Origin of the sequence: Terrabacter aerolatus, assembly GCF_007991735.1 — a bacterium.
GTDB lineage: Bacteria > Actinomycetota > Actinomycetes > Actinomycetales > Dermatophilaceae > Terrabacter > Terrabacter aerolatus.
Genome location: NZ_BJYX01000021.1, coordinates 1 through 16664 on the forward strand (window position 1 = coordinate 1; position 16664 = coordinate 16664).

12 protein-coding genes are annotated in these 16664 nt (G+C 72.5%); 1 reads left to right on the plus strand and 11 read right to left on the minus strand.

The features are described from left to right. The 11 genes from TAE01_RS16350 to TAE01_RS16400 form a co-directional block, all read right to left on the minus strand. Positions 1–2404 (minus strand): glycoside hydrolase domain-containing protein (locus TAE01_RS16350; protein ID WP_147067879.1); only part of this gene is annotated, 2404 nt, incomplete at its 3' end. Positions 2405–2561: 157 nt separating this feature from the next. Continuing rightward, entirely contained in the window at positions 2562–3560 is a 999-nt protein-coding gene (locus TAE01_RS16355; protein ID WP_147067880.1) for a BadF/BadG/BcrA/BcrD ATPase family protein, read from the minus strand. Positions 3561–3573: 13 nt separating this feature from the next. Beyond that, complete coding sequence (locus tag TAE01_RS16360; protein WP_147067881.1) at positions 3574–4485, minus strand: carbohydrate ABC transporter permease; 912 nt, start codon at positions 4483–4485, stop codon at positions 3574–3576. After that, positions 4482–5381, minus strand: a complete 900-nt coding sequence (locus TAE01_RS16365) for a carbohydrate ABC transporter permease (RefSeq protein WP_147067882.1) — start codon at positions 5379–5381, stop codon at positions 4482–4484. Before TAE01_RS16365 ends, TAE01_RS16360 begins: the two co-directional genes overlap by 4 nt. A 22-nt stretch (positions 5382–5403) precedes the next feature. Further along, the gene (locus TAE01_RS16370) at positions 5404–6729 is read right to left on the minus strand and encodes an ABC transporter substrate-binding protein (RefSeq protein ID WP_147067883.1); all 1326 of its coding nucleotides are present in this window, start codon (positions 6727–6729) and stop codon (positions 5404–5406) included. Positions 6730–6832: 103 nt separating this feature from the next. Beyond that, the gene (locus tag TAE01_RS16375) at positions 6833–7771 is read right to left on the minus strand and encodes an N-acetylmuramic acid 6-phosphate etherase (RefSeq protein WP_147067884.1); all 939 of its coding nucleotides are present in this window, start codon (positions 7769–7771) and stop codon (positions 6833–6835) included. Between the two features lie 114 nt (positions 7772–7885). Then, on the minus strand, positions 7886–8785 hold the full coding sequence (locus TAE01_RS16380; RefSeq protein ID WP_147067885.1) for a MurR/RpiR family transcriptional regulator: 900 nt from the start codon (positions 8783–8785) through the stop codon (positions 7886–7888). A 4-nt stretch (positions 8786–8789) separates the two neighbouring features. Next, positions 8790–10532: a serine hydrolase domain-containing protein gene (locus tag TAE01_RS16385; RefSeq protein WP_147067886.1), complete on the minus strand. Its 1743-nt coding sequence runs from the start codon at positions 10530–10532 to the stop codon at positions 8790–8792. 52 nt (positions 10533–10584) lie between these two features. Next, the gene (locus TAE01_RS16390; protein ID WP_147067887.1) at positions 10585–11907 is read right to left on the minus strand and encodes an exo-beta-N-acetylmuramidase NamZ family protein; all 1323 of its coding nucleotides are present in this window, start codon (positions 11905–11907) and stop codon (positions 10585–10587) included. A gap of 25 nt (positions 11908–11932) precedes the next feature. Continuing rightward, positions 11933–13750 (minus strand): glycoside hydrolase family 3 protein, encoded by a 1818-nt coding sequence (locus TAE01_RS16395; RefSeq protein WP_147067888.1) that lies wholly within the window; start codon positions 13748–13750, stop codon positions 11933–11935. A 125-nt stretch (positions 13751–13875) separates the two neighbouring features. Then, positions 13876–15432 (minus strand): ATP-dependent DNA ligase, encoded by a 1557-nt coding sequence (locus TAE01_RS16400; protein WP_147067889.1) that lies wholly within the window; start codon positions 15430–15432, stop codon positions 13876–13878. A gap of 144 nt (positions 15433–15576) precedes the next feature. Here TAE01_RS16400 and TAE01_RS16405 point away from each other — a divergent pair, with 144 nt between their 5' ends. Further along, on the plus strand, positions 15577–16587 hold the full coding sequence (locus TAE01_RS16405; protein WP_147067890.1) for an alpha/beta hydrolase: 1011 nt from the start codon (positions 15577–15579) through the stop codon (positions 16585–16587). Positions 16588–16664 lie beyond the last annotated feature (77 nt).

Genomic DNA, 16664 nt, shown 5'->3' on the forward strand with positions numbered 1-16664 from the left:
CCGCGGTGGCGCCGGCCGGGACGGGGGAGCCGGCGGCACCGGCCACCTTGACGGTGAGCGACGCCCCGGCCGCCAGGGCGGTGCGGACCGGGTTGGTCGTCGTGCCATACCGGGTGTCGAGGATCCGGGTGGGCGTCACGGGGAGGATGTGCGCGAAGGACGAGGGCCGGACGGCGGTCGTCGGCGTCGACGCCGGTCCGGTGCCCACGGCATTCGTCGCCGTGACCGTGAAGGTGTAGGCCGTCTCGTTCGCGAGGCCGGTGATCGTCGCCGAGGTGGCGGACCCCGACACCGTCGTCCTCGCTCCGGAGGGAGAGGCCGTCACGGTGTAGCTCGTGACGGGACTCCCGTTGGCCGTCGCCCCGGTCCAGCTCACGGTGGCCCGGCCGTTGTCGGGGACGGCGGAGACCGACGTCGGCGCCGACGGCGCCGTGGCGACCAGCGAGAACCGCATCGCGTCGACGCCGACCTGGGTGGTCGTCGAGCTCGTGCTGCTGTCGCTCGCGTGGACCCGGACGGACGAGCCGCCGCGCGAGAGGTAGGTGCCGAGCCCGGACCAGCCCGAGAGGGTCGACTGGTCGAGGGAGCGCGTCGTCGTCCCGTTCGCGTCGGTGACGGCATACCTCGTGGTGGCCGTTGCCGACGTGGCTGGGACGAAGGCGCTCACGGCATACAGCCCGGTCGAGAGGCTGGGCGACCAGGTGGCGCCGTTCTCCTCGACGCTGCCGTCCTTGGAGTAGGTCGTGTACGTGTAGTAGGCGCGGCCCTGGAGCCCCTGGCCCTGGTTCGGCTTCCAGTAGTACATGTTGCCCGTGAAGAGGAAGGACGGGCCGCCGGGTCCGACGACGTCGGCGCCGTAGTTGATCGGCACGGGGTTGCCCGTGACGCGGCCGCCCACCCAGTTGGCGTCGATCGAGATGTTGACCCCGCCCCAGGTCTCGCTGCCGGTGCTGTACTGGTGCACCCGCTGCCCGTTGGCCCAGTAGCCGTCAGGGAACGACGGGTAGCTCGCCGAGTCGGAGAGGGTCTGCAGGCCGTTCCAGTTGGCGAACCACACGTTGTCGGGCGCCGTGAAGCCCGCGGTGCCGACCGCGTTGGACAGGTCGACCATGAGTGAGCCGGTGCTGCCGTAGGCGCCGGAGGTGTAGCCGCGGGCGTGCAGCTCCTGGGTCCAGGCGGTGAGGAAGGTCAGGACCGTCGACCTGCACGAGCTGCCCGAGCCGTAGGCCTCCATGTCGTAGTAGATCGGCGAGCCCGACCCCAGCCCGAAGACGGCCGCACGCCCGGCCGCGTCGGCGGCGGCGGCCTTGCCCTGCGCGGCAGCCTGGCTCGGGTTGATGGCGGCGAGGCCGGTCTGGTTGACGCACGGCGCCTGCAGCCCGACGTAGATGGGCAGCAGGCCCCAACCCATCGAGCTGACCTGGCTGACCCAGCTCGCGGAGAGGTTGCCGTCGGGGCAGGCCCGCATGGAGCCGCCGATGTAGATGCCGGCGGCGCGGTAGGGCGAGGAGAGCCACGACTGCATGGTCGACACGCTGGGAGCGGCGCAGGCGTCGAAGCCCATGCCGGTGAAGGTGCGGGGCCCGGACGCAGCGGCCGGGACCGCCGTCGTGGTGGCGGTCGTGGTGGCGGTCGTGCTGATCGAGGCTCGGCCGGTCGTCGACACGGCGGGAGCGAAGGAGGGAGCGCCGGACGTGCTGGACGACGTCGCGGCTGCGCCGGTCTGCTTCGAAGGGGCCGTCGAGCTGGCCGTCGAGGGGGTCGCCGAGGGGGTCGCCGAGCTGGTCGTCGAGCTGGTCGTCGCCGTGGCGAGGACGTCGTCGATCGTCGACTCACGAGAGCCCCAGGTGGCGTCGACCTGGACGTCCTGCGCCGTGAAGCGGGCGACCTTGGTGCGCGAGGCGGGATCGGACCCGGTGTGGGCCGCGAGCCGGCCGACGGTCGTCGGGCTCGCGGTGGTCGCGAGCGAGGCGGCCCGGGAGCGGTCGGCGCCCGGGTGCAGCCACAGGGTGTCGGTCCGCCCGACGAGGTGTGCGGGGCAGTCCTGCTGGCTGCCCGGCTGTCCGAGGTAGACGGCCTTGACGTCGAGACGCACGCAGCGGGTGGGGTCGGCGTCGAGATCGACGATCTTCCAGTCCGAGGGCACGGTGAGGTGGACGCCCCGGTAGTCGACGGGTCGGGTGCCGACGGGTGCGGAGGAGGCGCCCGGTGCGGCGGGAGCGGCCGGCGCTGCACCGCCCGCGGGGGCGCCTCCGGGGGCGCCTGCGGCGGGTTGGGTGGTCGTGACGCCCGGGCCTGGGCCTGCGGGGGCGACGAGGGGGTCCGCCGATGCGCCGGAGGCGCCGCCGAGACCGAGTGCCGCAGCACCCACGAGGGCCGTGATCCGGCACCAGGAAGCGGTCATGTCAGAACCTCTCGAGCGTCAGGGCAGTCGTTCGGTGAGCGGTGGATCCGTAACCGCAGCACAAACCGGACATTGCCACCAGTGACGGTACCGCCCCGGTGTGCCTCATGGCTCCCTTTGGCACCAACCACCCCTCTGGTCACGCCGTGGGCGCCGCTCAACAGGAGACGAGGTATGCCGGGTGCTCGGGGATGGCGCCCGTGTCGCGCAGCTGCCGAGCGAGGTGCAGGGCGCCGTCGAGCGCGCCGCCGTGGGCGGGGGAGCGGTGCGCGCCGGCCAGGGCCAGGCGTCGGTCGAGGGCGTCGGCGACCGGAGCGGCCGCGAGCAGGCCCCCGGTTGCGGCGAGGTGGGGCGCCTCGAGCCCGTCGGCCGCCCGGAGCAGCGACTCGCCGAGGTCCGTGCCGGCCCGCACGCACAGGGCGAGCGCCACCGGGTCGGTGTCGGCGGCGGCGGAGACGAGCGGCGCGACGGCAGCCAGCCGTTCGGGGGCGTCCGGGGTCGTCATGACCTGGCGTGGCCACAGCTCCGGTGGGCCGAGCAGGTCGACGGCGAGGCCGAGCAGGGTCGGCGAGCCGTCGGCGAGGCCGTCGTGAGCGCGCAGCGCCGCCCGCAGCCCGGCCGTCCCGAGCGCGGCTGCGGACCCGGCGTCGCCGAGCACGTGTCCCCACCCGTCGACGCGCCGCCACTGCCGGTCGAAGTCGGTGCCGAAGGCGACCGCACCCGTGCCGGCGGCGACGACGGCGCCCGGGCCGACGCGGCCGGTCGCGCCGACGAGGTTCGCGACCGCGTCGCTGACGACGACGGTGCGCCGACCGCCGAGGCCTGCTGCCACGATGCGCAGCACCTCGGTGCGGTCGGCGAGGAAGAGCAGGCCGCGCATGGACCACACGACGACCTCGGGCGCCGCTGCCCCAGGGCCGGATTCGGCGTCGCGACCCCCACGTCCGCCGCGGTCTGCGCCCTCGCCCTCGCCCTCGCCCCCGGCGGCACGGCTGGCGAGGAGCGCCCGGGCGTCCGCCACGAGGGCTGCCACGTCGATGCCGCCCGCCCCGACACGCACGCCGGGCGCGGTGAGCACCGCGCCGGGCCGGACGGCACACGTCTGCAGACGCAGGCCCGAGCCCCCGACGTCGACGGCGACCACGGTGCCCGTCACGCGGGAGACCCGGTCACTTGGCCATGCCCGCGGTCAGGCCGGCGACGATCTGCTTGGTCGCGACGAGGAAGAGCACGATGAGCGGGATCGTCGTGATGACGAGGCCGGCGAAGACGGCGGAGTAGTTCGTCGCGTTCTCGCCGAAGAAGTTCGTGAGGCCGACCGGCAGCGTGTACTTCTCCTCGCGGCGCAGGAGCACGAGCGGGAAGAGGAAGTCGTTCCAGATCGGCACGAAGCGGAACACCGCGACGGTCGCGAGGGCGGGTCGCACGAGCGGCACCATGATGCGCCAGAACGTCTGCCAGCTGCTCGCGCCGTCGAGGGCGGCCGCCTCCTCGAGCTCCTCGGGCAGCTGCCGGAAGAACGTCGTGAGGACGAAGATCGAGAAGGGGATGCCCGACGCGGCATACATGAGCATGAGCCCGAGCCGGGAGTCGATGAGCCCGAGGCCGTCGAAGAGGTAGAAGATCGGCAGGATCGCCAGGTGGATCGGCAGCATGAGGCCGGACAGGAAGAGCGACTCGAGCCAGCGGAAGATCCGCGACCGGCCGCGGGCCAGGGCGTACGCCGCCATCGTGGCGACCGTCGTCGAGATCGCCACCGCGCCGACGGTGACCGCGAGCGAGTTGCCGAAGTACGTCGCGACGTTGCCCGTCGTCCACGCCTCGACGTAGCTCGCCGTGGTCGGCGGAGCGGGCAGCCCGAGCGGGTCGGTGATGAGGTCGGCGTTCGAGCGGAAGCTGTTGCTCAGCATGAGCAGCAGCGGCACGAGCGCCAGGGCGGCATACCCCCACAGGAGCACGCTGGCACCGGCGCCGCCGACGGGACGGTGGGCCCGGGGAGGGCGACCCCGTCGGGCGGGCCGCGCGGGAGGGGCGACGGCGCGTTCCGTGGGCGCCTCGGTGGTGACGACGGCGGTGGTCATGCGGTGATCCTCCGCTCGTGACGGCGCAGCACGGACGTGGCGGCGTAGGCACCGCCGAAGATGATGAGGAAGAGCAGCGTCGCCAGGGCCGAGGAGCTGCCGATGGCGTCGGTCGCGCCCGAGTCGAACGCCGTCCGGTAGAAGAGCAGCGAGACGAAGTCCGTCGAGCCCGCAGGGTTTCCGGTCGACCCGCCGAACGCGTAGGGCAGGGCGAAGGCCTCCATCGCGAAGATGAACGTCAGCACCGACACCGTGCCGATGGCGGGGACGAGGAGCGGCAGGGTGATCTTGAAGAACGCCTGCCGGTTGGTCGCTCCGTCGACGCGGGCGGCCTCGGTCAGCTCCTCCGGCACCCCGCCGAGCGCTGCGCCGTAGAGCAGCACCGGGAAGCCGATCCACTGCCACACGCTGACGAGGATGACGACCCAGAGGGCCGTCTTCGGGTCGCCGAGCCACGGGAGGGCCCACGAGTCGAGCCCGATGCGCGTCAGCAGGGTGTTGACCGGGCCGAACGTCGGCGACAGCAGCAGCGTCCAGAGGTAGCCGATGACGATGGGGCTCACGAGGTAGGGCATCGCGTAGAGCGTCTGCAGCACCCGCCGGCTGCGCGGTCGGCTGTAGAGCAGGTAGGCGATCGTCAGCCCGAAGGTGTTCTGGATGAGCATCGTGCCGACGAAGAAGAGCACGTTGTGCAGCAGGGCCTGCGGCAGGTCCGTCGTGAAGGGGGCCCTGGTGAAGAGCGTCGCGAAGTTCTCGACGCCCGCGAACCCGCCGCGGCTCGTGCCCTGCCAGTGGAAGAAGGCGTAGGAGAACGCCGTCACCATCGGGTAGAGCACGAAGACCGCGAAGAGCGCGAGCGCCGGCGCGACGAAGACCAGGCCGGTGCGGCGCCTCATGCTGTGCCTTTCGGGTCGAGCGTCAGGCGCTCGGCTTGAACCAGGCCTTGACGCCGGTGTCGAGGTCCTGGCTCACGCCGGTGGCATCCTTCGAGCCGAGCAGCATCTGCTGCAGGCCCTTGCCGAGCAGGTCGGTGCCCGACGGCGCGCCGTAGCGGAAGTCGGTGAGCAGCAGGTAGGGCGAGCCGGAGTTGGTGTAGTTGTCGCTCATCTGCTTGAGCAGCGGGTCGGTCGGCTCGACACCGGGCACGGCCGAGATCTGCTTGATGTCGTCGTTCACCATCTGGCCGAACTCCTTGGAGGTCATCCACTTCACGAGCTCCGTGGCCTCGTTGGGGTGCTTCGACCTGGCCGAGACCGCGAAGTTGCCATCGGCCCATCCTGCCGTCGTCGCGCTCGAGCCGCTCGGCGAGCCCGGGGCCGGCGGCACCTGGAAGATGCCGATCTTCATGCCGGGGTTGGCCTTCTGCAGGACCGACAGGTCGAAGCTGCCGCCCGGGATCATCGCGGCCTTCTCGGCGGAGAAGAGCGTCTGCGCGTCGGTCTGGGCGACGCCGGTGACGTTCTTGGGCATGTACTTCTCGAGGTCGCCGACGACCTTGACCGAGGCCACCCAGTCGGGGTCGGTGAAGGACTTCTTGCCCGCGAGCACCTCGGGCTGGAACGCCTTGCCGCCGAAGCGGGAGCCGGCGAGCACCTCGTGGACGATCGGGAGCGTCCAGTCGTCCTTGGCGCCGACGGCGATCGGCGTGACGCCCGCGGCCATGAGCTTGTCGTTGCCGGCGATGAACTGTTCCCAGGTCGTCGGTGCGGTGATGCCGAACTTGTCGAAGAGTCCCTGGTTGTAGAACATCTGCACCGTCTGGCGGGCGAGCGGCACGGAGTAGGTCTTGCCGTCCTCCTTGCCCTTGGCGCTCGCGACGACGTTCTCGTCCCAGCCCGACAGGTCGACCTTGCCGTCGAGCGGCAGCAGCGACTTGCTGGCGACGGTGCCCTGCAGCTGACCGTAGGAGCGCACCTGCGGCACGTCGGGGCCGCTCGAGCCGGCGAGGCCGGTCGCGAGGATCTTGTTGTACTCGGTCGCCTTGAACGCCTTGAAGTCGACGTTGACGGTGGGGTGGGCCTTCTCGTAGGTGTCGAAGATCTTCTTGTATGCCGCCTCGTCCTCCACGCGCCACGACCACACCGTGAGGGTGACCTTGCCGTCACCCCCGGCCCCGGCGCCCGTGGACCCCGACGAGGAGGGCGAGCAGGCGGTCACGAGCAGGGCGCCGGAGAGCGCCGCGATCGTCAGGACCGTGCGGCGGGCGCGTCGGGACGAGCCGGGAGGGCGGGAGTCGAACGTCATGGTGGTGCTCCTGTCGGGTTCTGCGCGGTGCCTGGGGTCGGCAGGTGGGTGGGGGTGGGGCTCGTGGTGGGGCTCGTGCCGGGGTCGTGCCGGGGCGGGTGTGTCAGGGGGTGGGCAACGGGCCGGCCTGGGGGACCGGTCCGTCGAGCGCGGCCAGGGCTCGGGCGACGGAGCCGTCGTGGGCGGCGATGGCGTCGCGGGCCCGACCGGCGTCGACGCCTGCGAGCATCGAGAGCAGGGCCGGCTTGAGCTCGCCGCCGGCGTCGTCGAGGGCCACCCGGGCCTGCTCGGTGTCGGCGCCGGTGGCCTCCTGCAGGATCCGCAGCACCCGCGCGCGCAGCTTGGCGTTCGTCGCGACGACGTCGACCATGAGGTTGCTCCACGTGCGACCGAGCCGGATCATCAGGGCGGTCGAGAACGAGTTGAGGACGAGCTTCTGGGCGGTGCCGGCCTTGAGACGGGTCGACCCGGTCAGGGCCTCGGGGCCCGTGCGCACGGCGAGGAGGATGTCCGCGTGCGCCGCGACCTCGGCGTGCGGGTTGGCCGTGACGAGCGCGGTGACGGCACCCAGCTCCCGGGCCCGCGCCAGGGCGCCGGCGACGTACGGCGTGCGCCCCGACGCGGTGAGGCCGATGGCGATGTCGCCGGGCGCCAGGCCGTCCGCCTCGGCGCAGCCGAGGTCGATGTCGTCCTCGACGTTCTCGACGGCCCGGAGCAGCGCGGCCGGCCCGCCGGCGTGGTGGGCGACGACGAGTCCCGCCGGCGCGTTGAAGGTCGGGCGCAGCTCGGCCGCGTCGAGGACCGCGAGGCGTCCCGAGGTGCCGGCCCCGAAGTAGTGCACGGCGCCCCCGGCGCGGACCGCGTCGACGGCGCGGTCGACGAGCTGGGCCAGCTCGGGCAGGATCGCGCCCACCGCCCCCGCGACGGTGGCGTCCTCGGCGTTGAGGGCCCGGAGGATGTCGAGCGAGGTGTGCGTGTCGATGGACGTCGTCCCCGGATGGCGCTCCTCGGTGGGGGCGTCCACGGTCACCTCGCTGCTCACCCGAGCGAGGTTAGTTTCCTACGCCCGGGGCGTCAATGCTGTAAATGAGTAACATTCCCATCACGGTGCCGCCCGCTCGGCTCCAGTGCCCGCGTCGTCCGGCCCGTCCACGGGTCAGTCGGTCACGTGGTGTCCGGCGACAGCCTCGCGCGTGTCCGCCACGGCCTTGCGGACCCGGCGCAGGTTGCGCTGCGCGACGGCGATGTAGAGGCAGTCGATGACGGTGAGCGCGGCGATCCGGCTCGCCGTGGCGCCCGAGCGCAGGCTCGTCTCGCGGGCTGCCGTGGTCAGCAGGAAGTCGACGCCCGACGCGAGGCGCGAGAGGGGGAAGTTCGTGATGGCGACGGTCCGTGCACCGGTCGACCGGGCCGCGGCGAGCGCCTCGATCGTCTCGGTCGTCGTGCCCGAGTGGGAGATGCCGACGGCGACGTCACCGGGACCGAGCAGGGTGGCGCTCGTCAGGGCGATGTGCGGATCGTTCCAGGCGAAGGCGACGATGCCGATGCGGTGCAGCTTCTGCTGGAGGTCGGTGCCGACGATGGCGCTCGCGCCGATCCCGTAGATGTCGACGCGACCCGCCTTGGCGATCGCGGCGGCGGCCTCGGCGAGGGCCTCGCGGTCGAGCTGCTGGGCGGTCTCCTCGACGGCGCTCGCGTCGGTGAAGGCGACCTTGGCGATGATGTCGTCGATGGAGTCGCTCGCACTGATGTCGGTGCCGCTGCGGCTCATGGTGCGCGGCTGGGCCGACTCCTCGGCGAGGGCCAGGCGCAGCTGTGGGTAGCCCGGAAGCCCGAGCCGCCGGCAGAACCGCAGCACCGTCGTCTCGGACGTGCGGGCCGCCGTCGCGAGCTCGCTGATGGTGAGCCCGGCGGCGCGGCGTGCGTCGGCGAGGACGATGTCGGCGACACGGTCCTCCGCGGGTGACAGCGAGGGCTTGATGCCCCGCAGGCGGATGAGCAGCGATGCGCTCGCGGCGCCTGCGGGGGACGAGGCCCCGTCCTCAGTCCTGGGCATGGGCCTACGCTACGGCGTCACGGCCGGACAGGCGCCAGCCATCCGGGGTGAAGGCGTCGGGTGTCTGCTCGCCGTCGAGGAGGACACCACCGGGGCCCTGGACGACGACGTCGTCGACGGCCACGCCGCGGCCGAGGTAGGCGCCGTCGGTCGTGTGCCGCCACCGCAGCTGCGCCGGCCCGGCCGGCAGGTCGGCGCGCACCTGGACCCAGCGCCGGGTGCCGGCGCCGGAGACGACCCCGTCGGACGTCTCGGACTGACCGCGGTCGGTGACCGTGAAGGGCAGCGCGGTCCAGGTGGCCCCGCCGTCGGTGGAGCGCTCGAGGTGCAGCAGGTCGGTCTCCTCGGTGTCGAGGAAGAGGTCGAAGCCCAGCCGTGCTCCCCGCGGCCCCACGGGCAGCGTCGGGGTCCTCAGCGTCGTCGTCGTGGCGTTGTCGCCGCCGGTGAACCAGGCCGTGTCCCCGTGGCGCGGACGGATGCCCATGGAGGCGGCGAGGCCGTGCGCCCACTCCCGCCGCGCGACGTTGACCGAGCCCCAGGTGCGCGACGGGTGCACGCGGTTGGTGAGCAGGATCGCGAACGACCGCGAGGTGAAGTCGATGACGATCGAGGTGCCCGTGTAGCCGGTGTGGCCTGCGGTGCGCGGCCCCGACAGGGCGTCCATGTACCACCGCTGGTCGAGCTCGAAGCCGAGCCCGTGCGCGTCGCCGGGGAAGGCGCTGTTGAAGTTCGTGATGAGCGCCTCGACGCTCTTGCGGCCGAGGATGCGCGCGCCGCGGTAGGTGCCGCCGTTGAGCAGCGCCTGCGACAGGATCGCGAGGTCGTCGACGGTGGAGAAGACCCCGGCGTGTCCGGCGACACCGCCCAGCGACCAGGCGTTCTCGTCGTGGACCTCGCCGCGCACCAGGCCGCGCGGCGGGGAGGTCTGGTACTCCGTCGCGGCCGTCCGAGCCTTGTCGGTCGGGTTGTAGCCGGTGTCCTTCATCCCGAGCGGCGCGGTGATGCGGTCCCGGACGACGGTGTCGAGCGGCTCGCCCCGCAGCTTCTCGACCATGACGCCGAGGGTGATGAGGTTGAGGTCGCTGTAGAGGTAGGTCGACCCGGGGGCGTTGGTCAGCGGCTGGTCCATGACGGCCTGGATCCGCGACGCCTTGTCGGGCCACCTGCTCCAGAGCGGCAGCCACGAGGTGAAGCCGGAGGTGTGCGTCAGCAGCTGGCGCACCGTCACCGCCTCCTTGCCGTTGGCCGCGAACGCGGGGAGGTATGCCGCCACCGGGCTCTCGAGGGAGACGCGCCCCTCCTCGACGAGCTGGACGACGGCGATCGAGGTGAAGAGCTTGGACATCGAGGCGAGGTCGAAGACCGTGTCGTCGCGCATCGGCTCCCACTGGTCGCGGGGGAGCTCGGTCGTGGCGTCGGCGTAGCGCAGCGCCCAGCCGCTCGCGTCGCGCTCGACGATGCGTCCCTCGTGGCCCATGATCCCGACGGCGCCCGCGAAGAGCGGGTGCCCGCTGGCGTCGGCCTGCTCGTGCGCGTGGATCTGCGCCACCGACTCCGCGATCGGTGCAGGGTCGAGCCCGACCGACGCCGGGCTCGCGTCGGACAGCACGGTGTTGGGCGGGGCGAAGCCGCGGTCGGGCTTGCTGAAGTCGTCGGCCGTGGCGCGGTTGGCCGGTCCGACCGTCACGAGGCTGCCCGCCAGGGCGAGAGCGCCGAGAGCGGCAGGGACGAGGGTGCGCAGGCGCATGTCACTCCTAGATCGTGCAACAGGTTGTCAGGCGTCGAAGGGCCGGTGGCGGTCAGTGCGAGGGGCCGCGGTAGAGGAGGTACTGCTGCCGACGGGCGTCGAAGGCCGCGAGCTCGTCACGCCAGGCCCCGACGACCTCGTCGGCCGAGGCGCCGGCCGAGATCTGGGTGCGCAGCCGCTGCGAGCCGGTCAGCTTGTCGATCCAGTACGGCCGCGCAGGGTCGTAGGAGTCGTAGCGCCACGCGAAGTCGGTGTAGAGCGCCCTGGCCGTGACGAGCATCTCGACGGCGGCCCGCATCGGGTCGAACGTCGACGGGTCGGTGACGTGCACCTGCACGCCGCCGCAGACCTTGCCGGTGTGCTTGCTGAACGTCGGCGAGAAGTAGGCCTCACGGAAGCCGACGCCCGGAAGTTCGAGCGCGGCAAGGCGTTCGGCCCACGTGAAGTCGACGAACGGCGCCCCGACGAGCTCGAACGGGCGGGTCGTCCCGCGTCCCTCCGAGAGGTTGGTCCCCTCGAACATCCCCGTGCCCGGGTAGACGAGCGCGGTGTCGGGAGTCGGCATGTTGGGACTCGGCATGACCCACGGGAGTCCGGTGACGGCATACGGCACGTCACGGCGCCAGCCCTTCACCTCGATGACCGTGAGCTCGGCGAGGCGCGCGCCGGCGTCGGCGGTGAGGAACTCGCCGTCGAAGTAGCGCGCCAGCTCGCCGACCGTCATGCCGTGCGCCTGGACGATCTCCTTGGCGCCGACGCCGGAGGTCCACGGGGTCGTCATCATCGGTCCGATCGCCTTGCCCCCGATGGGGTTCGGGCGATCGAGGACGACGAACCGGGCGCCGACCGCGACGGCCGCGCGCATCGCCGTGTACATCGTCCAGATGTAGGTGTAGAAGCGCGCGCCGACGTCCTGGATGTCGAAGACGACCGTCTCGACCCCTGCCGTCCGGAAGAGGCTCGTCATCTTCTCCGTGTTGGCACCGTAGGCGTCGTAGACCATGAGGCCGGTGCGCGGGTCGGTGTGGTTGCCCTCCGAGTCGCCGGCCTGCGCGGTGCCGCGGAAGCCGTGCTCGGGGCCGAAGACCCCGACGATGTCGACGGCGCCCGACTCGTGCATCTCGTCGACGACGGTGCGCAGGTTGGTGAGGATGCCGGTCGGGTTCGTGATGATCCCGACCTTCTGCCCCGACAGGGCGGACCACCCGTTCGCGGCCGCGCTCTGGGCGCCCGTGGTCACGGGGTTGTTGGGGTAGTTGCTGGCGTATGCCGTCGGGCCGGCCTGCGCTGCAACGGAGCCGGCCGCCGTGGCGGGGACGGCGACGGCGCCGAGGGCACCGGCGGTGAGCAGCTGCCTGCGGTTGAGGTGGGTCATCGGGTCACTCCCTGTCGTGGCGGTGTCAGTAGGTGAGGCCGTGTCCGAACGGGTAGAGCACCGTGGCCGGGTCGCCGGCCACCGGGATGTCGACGGGCAGGGAGGCGGTCGGCGCGACGTCGCCGACGATGACCCGGGCTGCCGCCTCGATGGCGACCGGGCTGTAGGAGTACGTGGCGACGTAGGTCGGTGCGCTCGTGAAGTAGGCGATGTCGTAGGGGTCGCGCACGGCGACGACGACGACGGTCCTGCCGGTGGCGAGAAGCTGCTTGACGAGCTTCTGCTGGCCTCCGCGCGGGTCGGTGACGCTCGGGTCCCACGCCTTCATCGTCGTGACGACGACGACGTCCTTGTCGGCGGTCGCGGCCACGGCGGCCGCCACCTGCGCGTCGGTCGGTGACGTGCCGGTCTGGATCGTCTGGACCGTCGCGCCCTTTGCTGTCAGGGCGGCCGCCAGCGTCGCGGTCGTCGAGACGCCGTAGCCGGTGACGAGAACCTTCTTGCCGTTCGGGGCGATCGGCAGGGCCTTGGCGTCGTTCTTGACGAGCGTCGTCGTGCGGTCGGTGACGGAGTCGGCCGCCGCGAGGTGCGCCGGGGTGCCGACGACGGCGGCCACGGCAGCCGGGTCGGCGTACGGGCGCGCCACGATGCCGCGGCGGTACTTGAGGCGCAGGACCCGGCGCACCTTGGCGTCGAGCTCGGAAGGGTCGATGCGGCCGCTGCGGACGGCCTGGACGACGGCGGCATAAGCGTCGTCCATCGCGGGCGTCATGAGCAGCTGGTCGACGCCGGCGAGCAGGGCACGGACCGCCACCTCGGCGTCGCCGTAGAGGTCACGGACGCCCTGCATGGCCAGGGAGTCGGTGACGATGACGCCCTCGTAGCCGAGCTCGCCGCGCAGGACGCCGGTCATGATCGGCTTGCTCAGCGTCGCGGGGTTGCCGGAGTCGTCGAGCGCCGGGAACGACAGGTGCGCCGTCATGATCATGTCGATCTGCTCGTTGATCGCGGCCTTGAAGGGCGGGGCGTCGATCGACTCCCACTGCTCCCGGGTGTGCGTGATGACCGGGAAGGCGACGTGGCTGTCGGTGGCCGTGTCGCCGTGACCGGGGAAGTGCTTGCCCGACGACGCCACCCCGCCGTCGCGCTGGTAGCCGGCGACCTGGGCGGCGGCCAGCTGCGCTGCCAGGTCGGGCCGTGAGGAGAAGGACCGCGTGCCGATGACCGGGTTGAGCGGGTTGACGTTGACGTCGCAGTCGGGCGCGAAGTTCGTGTTGACGCCCATGGCGAGCAGCTCACGGCCGGTGATCGCAGCGGCGGTGCGGGCGTCCGCGGCGCTGCGGCCCGCGCCGAGGGCCATCGAACCCGGGAACTGCGTGGCCGGCGGGCCGATGCGGGTGACGACGCCCTGCTCCTGGTCGGTCGCGATCTGGAGCGGGATGGCCACCTTGCTCCGCTGGGTCAGCGCCGCCTTCTGCAGGCCGTTGGACAGGCCGACGATCTGGTCGGGGTTCTGCACGCTGTCGGTCCAGGCGAAGTAGATGATGCCGCCGAGGTGGTACTTCTGCACGACCTCGGCCGGGCTCGCGACCCCGTAGAGCGGGAGGTTGCGGTCGTCCGGCGTCGTGGCGTCCTTGCCGTAGACGTTCTGGATGAAGAGCTGACCGACCTTCTCCTCCAGCGTCATCCGGGCCATCGTCGAGGTGACCCAGCCGTTCTCGCCGGCCACGGCCGCGGGGGATGAGGTCGACGCGGCGCGGGCGCTGCCGGCCGCGGCACCGGCCGCCGCCGCGGCGAGCCCACCGGCGATGACGGAGCGGCGCGAGAGATCGGACATGGTCATGGTGCCTCCGGAAGATGTGAAGAAATGACGCAATCTGCCTTCTGGGCGGAACTTACCTACGTACCGGGGCGTAGGCAACAGATGGCGACGTCCCGTCCGGTGGGCATCGCCGAGGAGGCAGGGGGTCACCAGCCGGCGAGCGACCTCACGGTCTGCACGGTGTCGATCTCGGAGACCGGCTTGTCGTCGCGGTAGCGCAGCACCCGGGCGAAGCGCAGCGCCATGCCGCCGGGGTAGCGCGTCGACCTCTGCACCCCGTCGAAGGCGATCTCGACGACCTGCTCGGGCCTCAGGGTGACGACCCAGCCGCTCTCGTCGGCCGGGTCCACCGCGAGCTCGCGGAAGCGCTCGGTCTGCCAGGCGAGCATCTCGTCGGTCATCCCCTTGAAGGTCTTGCCCAGCATGACGAGCCCACCGGTCTCGGCGTCGCGCGCGCCGAGGTGGATGTTGGACAGCCACCCCTTGCGTCGACCGCTGCCCCACTCGACGGCCAGCACGACGAGGTCGAGGGTGTGCCGGGGCTTGACCTTGACCCACCCGGGTCCGCGCCGCCCGGCGGCATACGGCAGCGCGGGGTCCTTGACGACGACGCCCTCGTGCCCGGCCGCGACGAGGTCGGCGAAGAACTCCTGCGCCTGCGCGGGGTCGTCGGTGCTCGTGCGCGGCACGAGCCACGCGGGCGGCACGGTGCGTGCCAGCCGCTCCCAGCGCACGCGCGCCGGCTCGTCGAGCAGGTCGGCGCCGTCGAGGTGGAGCACGTCGAAGAAGAACGGCGTCAGCGGCACCTCGTCGCGGAGCCGGTCGACGTCGGCGCTGCTCGCCGTGCGGGCGCCGGTGACCTGGAAGGGTTGGGGCCGGCCACCATCGCCGAGCGCGATGACCTCGCCGTCGAGCACGAGCGTCTCGACGTCGAGCGCTGCGAGCGCCTCGGTGATCTCCGGCATCCGGTCGGTCACCTCCTCGAGCGTGCGGGTGAAGAGGTGCACCCTCCCCGGGCTCGTGCGGTTGTCGACGTGCGCCTGCAGGCGTATGCCGTCGAGCTTGGTCTCGACGACGACCTCCCCACCCAGCGTGGCCAAGGCAGCGGCGACGTCGGGAGCCGACCCGGCGAGCATCGGCCGCAGCGGCCGGCCGACCTCGAGGGTGAGGGCCTCGAGGGCCTCGGCCCCGCCGGTCAGGGCCGCGCGGGCCACCGGGCCGGCGAAGCCGGCGAGCATGACCGCCCGACGCACGGCGGCGTCGGGGACGTCGGCCGCCTTGGCGACGGCCTGGAGCATGACCCCGTCGCCGGCGCCCTGGCGCGTTTCGCCGGTGATGAGGCCACGCAGCCAGGTCTGCTCGTCGGCGGTGGCGCGGGCGAAGAGCTCGCGCACCGCGGCCGAGCGGGCGGTGCCGGAGCCGGAACCCCCGATGGCCGCGATCGCGGTGGCGGAGGCGTCGACCTCCTCGACGGTCAGGCTCGAGGACTCCGCCGGTTCGGGCAGGTCCTGCAGCCCGCGCCAGCTCACGCCGATGCGGCGCTGCGGCAGCACGCCCGACAGGTGGGCGGTGACGATCTCGACGACGTCGGGGCCGTCGTCGGCCGCGCGTCGCAGGCAGGCGGCCAGCGCCTCGACCTTGGCGGTGCGTGACGACGTGGCGGCGACGGACCGGGAGGTGGCGACGACGTCGGAGAGCTCCATGACCTGATCCTGCCCGCTCCCACCCACATCCCAACCCTCGAGAGGCCACGGTCCGCGGGTCCACCACCGTCGGGAGGCCACGTCCGGCCCCCTGTCGGCCGTCGACGGGCCGCGGATGGTCAGGAGCCGGACTAGATTCGCTCCATGGGTGGCGTCGTCGACCGGACTCGAGGTCTCGCGCGCAGGGTCGCGCTGGGTACGGCGACCGCTGCAGGCGCTCTGCTCGTCACGGCCAGGACGACGCCGTGGCCGTCGGCCCTCCTCGTCCGGGCCGTCTTCGATCGCGGCGCCGCGCGCGCGAGCGCCGCCCTCGAGAGGCACGTGCCGAGCGACCTCGTCGAGGTCGTCGACGAGGCCTACGACATCGCGTCCCCGGACGGACGGCTCGACGTCTTCCGGCCGCCACGGGACGAGGCGCTGCCCACCGTCGTCTGGGTGCACGGCGGCGCCTTCGTGTCGGGGTGCAAGGGCGACGTCGCCAACTACCTCCGCGTCCTCGCCGGGCGCGGTCTGACGACCGTCGGCGTCGACTACTCGATCGCGCCCGGCTCCCGCTACCCCACGCCGGTCAGGCAGGTGGCCGCCGCCCTCGCGCACCTCGTCGACCATGCCGACCGGCTCGGCGTCGACCCGGGCCGCATCGTCCTCGCCGGCGACTCCGCCGGTGCCCAGATCGCGGCGCAGGTCGCGCTGCTCGTCAGCGACCCGGCATACGCCGAGGACCTCGGCATCGACGTGGATGTGCCGGCCGAGGCGCTCAAGGGTCTCGTGCTCTTCTGCGGCGCCTACGACTTCACGCTCGCGCAGGGGTCGACCCGGATCGGCAGCTGGCTCGTCGACACGGCCGTCTGGTCGTACCTCGGGTCGAGCCGGCGGCACGACGAGCGCACGACGCGTCAGGGATCGATCCCGGGCCACGTCTCGCCGTCGTTCCCGCCCAGCTTCGTTTCGGCCGGCAACGGCGACCCGCTGCTGCCCCACACCACCGCGCTCGTGGAGGCCCTCGGCCGGCACGGCGTCGACCACGACACGCTGCTCTTCGACGAGACGCACGAGCCGCGGCTCGGGCACGAGTTCCAGTTCGACCTCGACAGCGTGGACGGGCGCCGGGCACTGGACCGTGCGGTCGCGTTCATCGAGCGCGTGGCCGGTTGACGACGGGGCCGTTCGTGGCCTCTCGACGGTGGGGGAGGGCCAGAGGTGGCCTCTCGACGGTGGGGGGCACTTGACGG

Coding starts and splice junctions, on each gene's coding strand:
- TAE01_RS16360 (WP_147067881.1), bottom strand. CDS start 4,485: ATGACCACCGCCGTCGTCACCACCGAGGCGCCCACGGAACGCGCCGTC.
- TAE01_RS16365 (WP_147067882.1), bottom strand. CDS start 5,381: ATGAGGCGCCGCACCGGCCTGGTCTTCGTCGCGCCGGCGCTCGCGCTC.
- TAE01_RS16370 (WP_147067883.1), bottom strand. CDS start 6,729: ATGACGTTCGACTCCCGCCCTCCCGGCTCGTCCCGACGCGCCCGCCGC.
- TAE01_RS16380 (WP_147067885.1), bottom strand. CDS start 8,785: ATGCCCAGGACTGAGGACGGGGCCTCGTCCCCCGCAGGCGCCGCGAGC.
- TAE01_RS16385 (WP_147067886.1), bottom strand. CDS start 10,532: ATGCGCCTGCGCACCCTCGTCCCTGCCGCTCTCGGCGCTCTCGCCCTG.
- TAE01_RS16390 (WP_147067887.1), bottom strand. CDS start 11,907: ATGACCCACCTCAACCGCAGGCAGCTGCTCACCGCCGGTGCCCTCGGC.
- TAE01_RS16395 (WP_147067888.1), bottom strand. CDS start 13,750: ATGACCATGTCCGATCTCTCGCGCCGCTCCGTCATCGCCGGTGGGCTC.
- TAE01_RS16400 (WP_147067889.1), bottom strand. CDS start 15,432: ATGGAGCTCTCCGACGTCGTCGCCACCTCCCGGTCCGTCGCCGCCACG.
- TAE01_RS16405 (WP_147067890.1), top strand. CDS start 15,577: ATGGGTGGCGTCGTCGACCGGACTCGAGGTCTCGCGCGCAGGGTCGCG.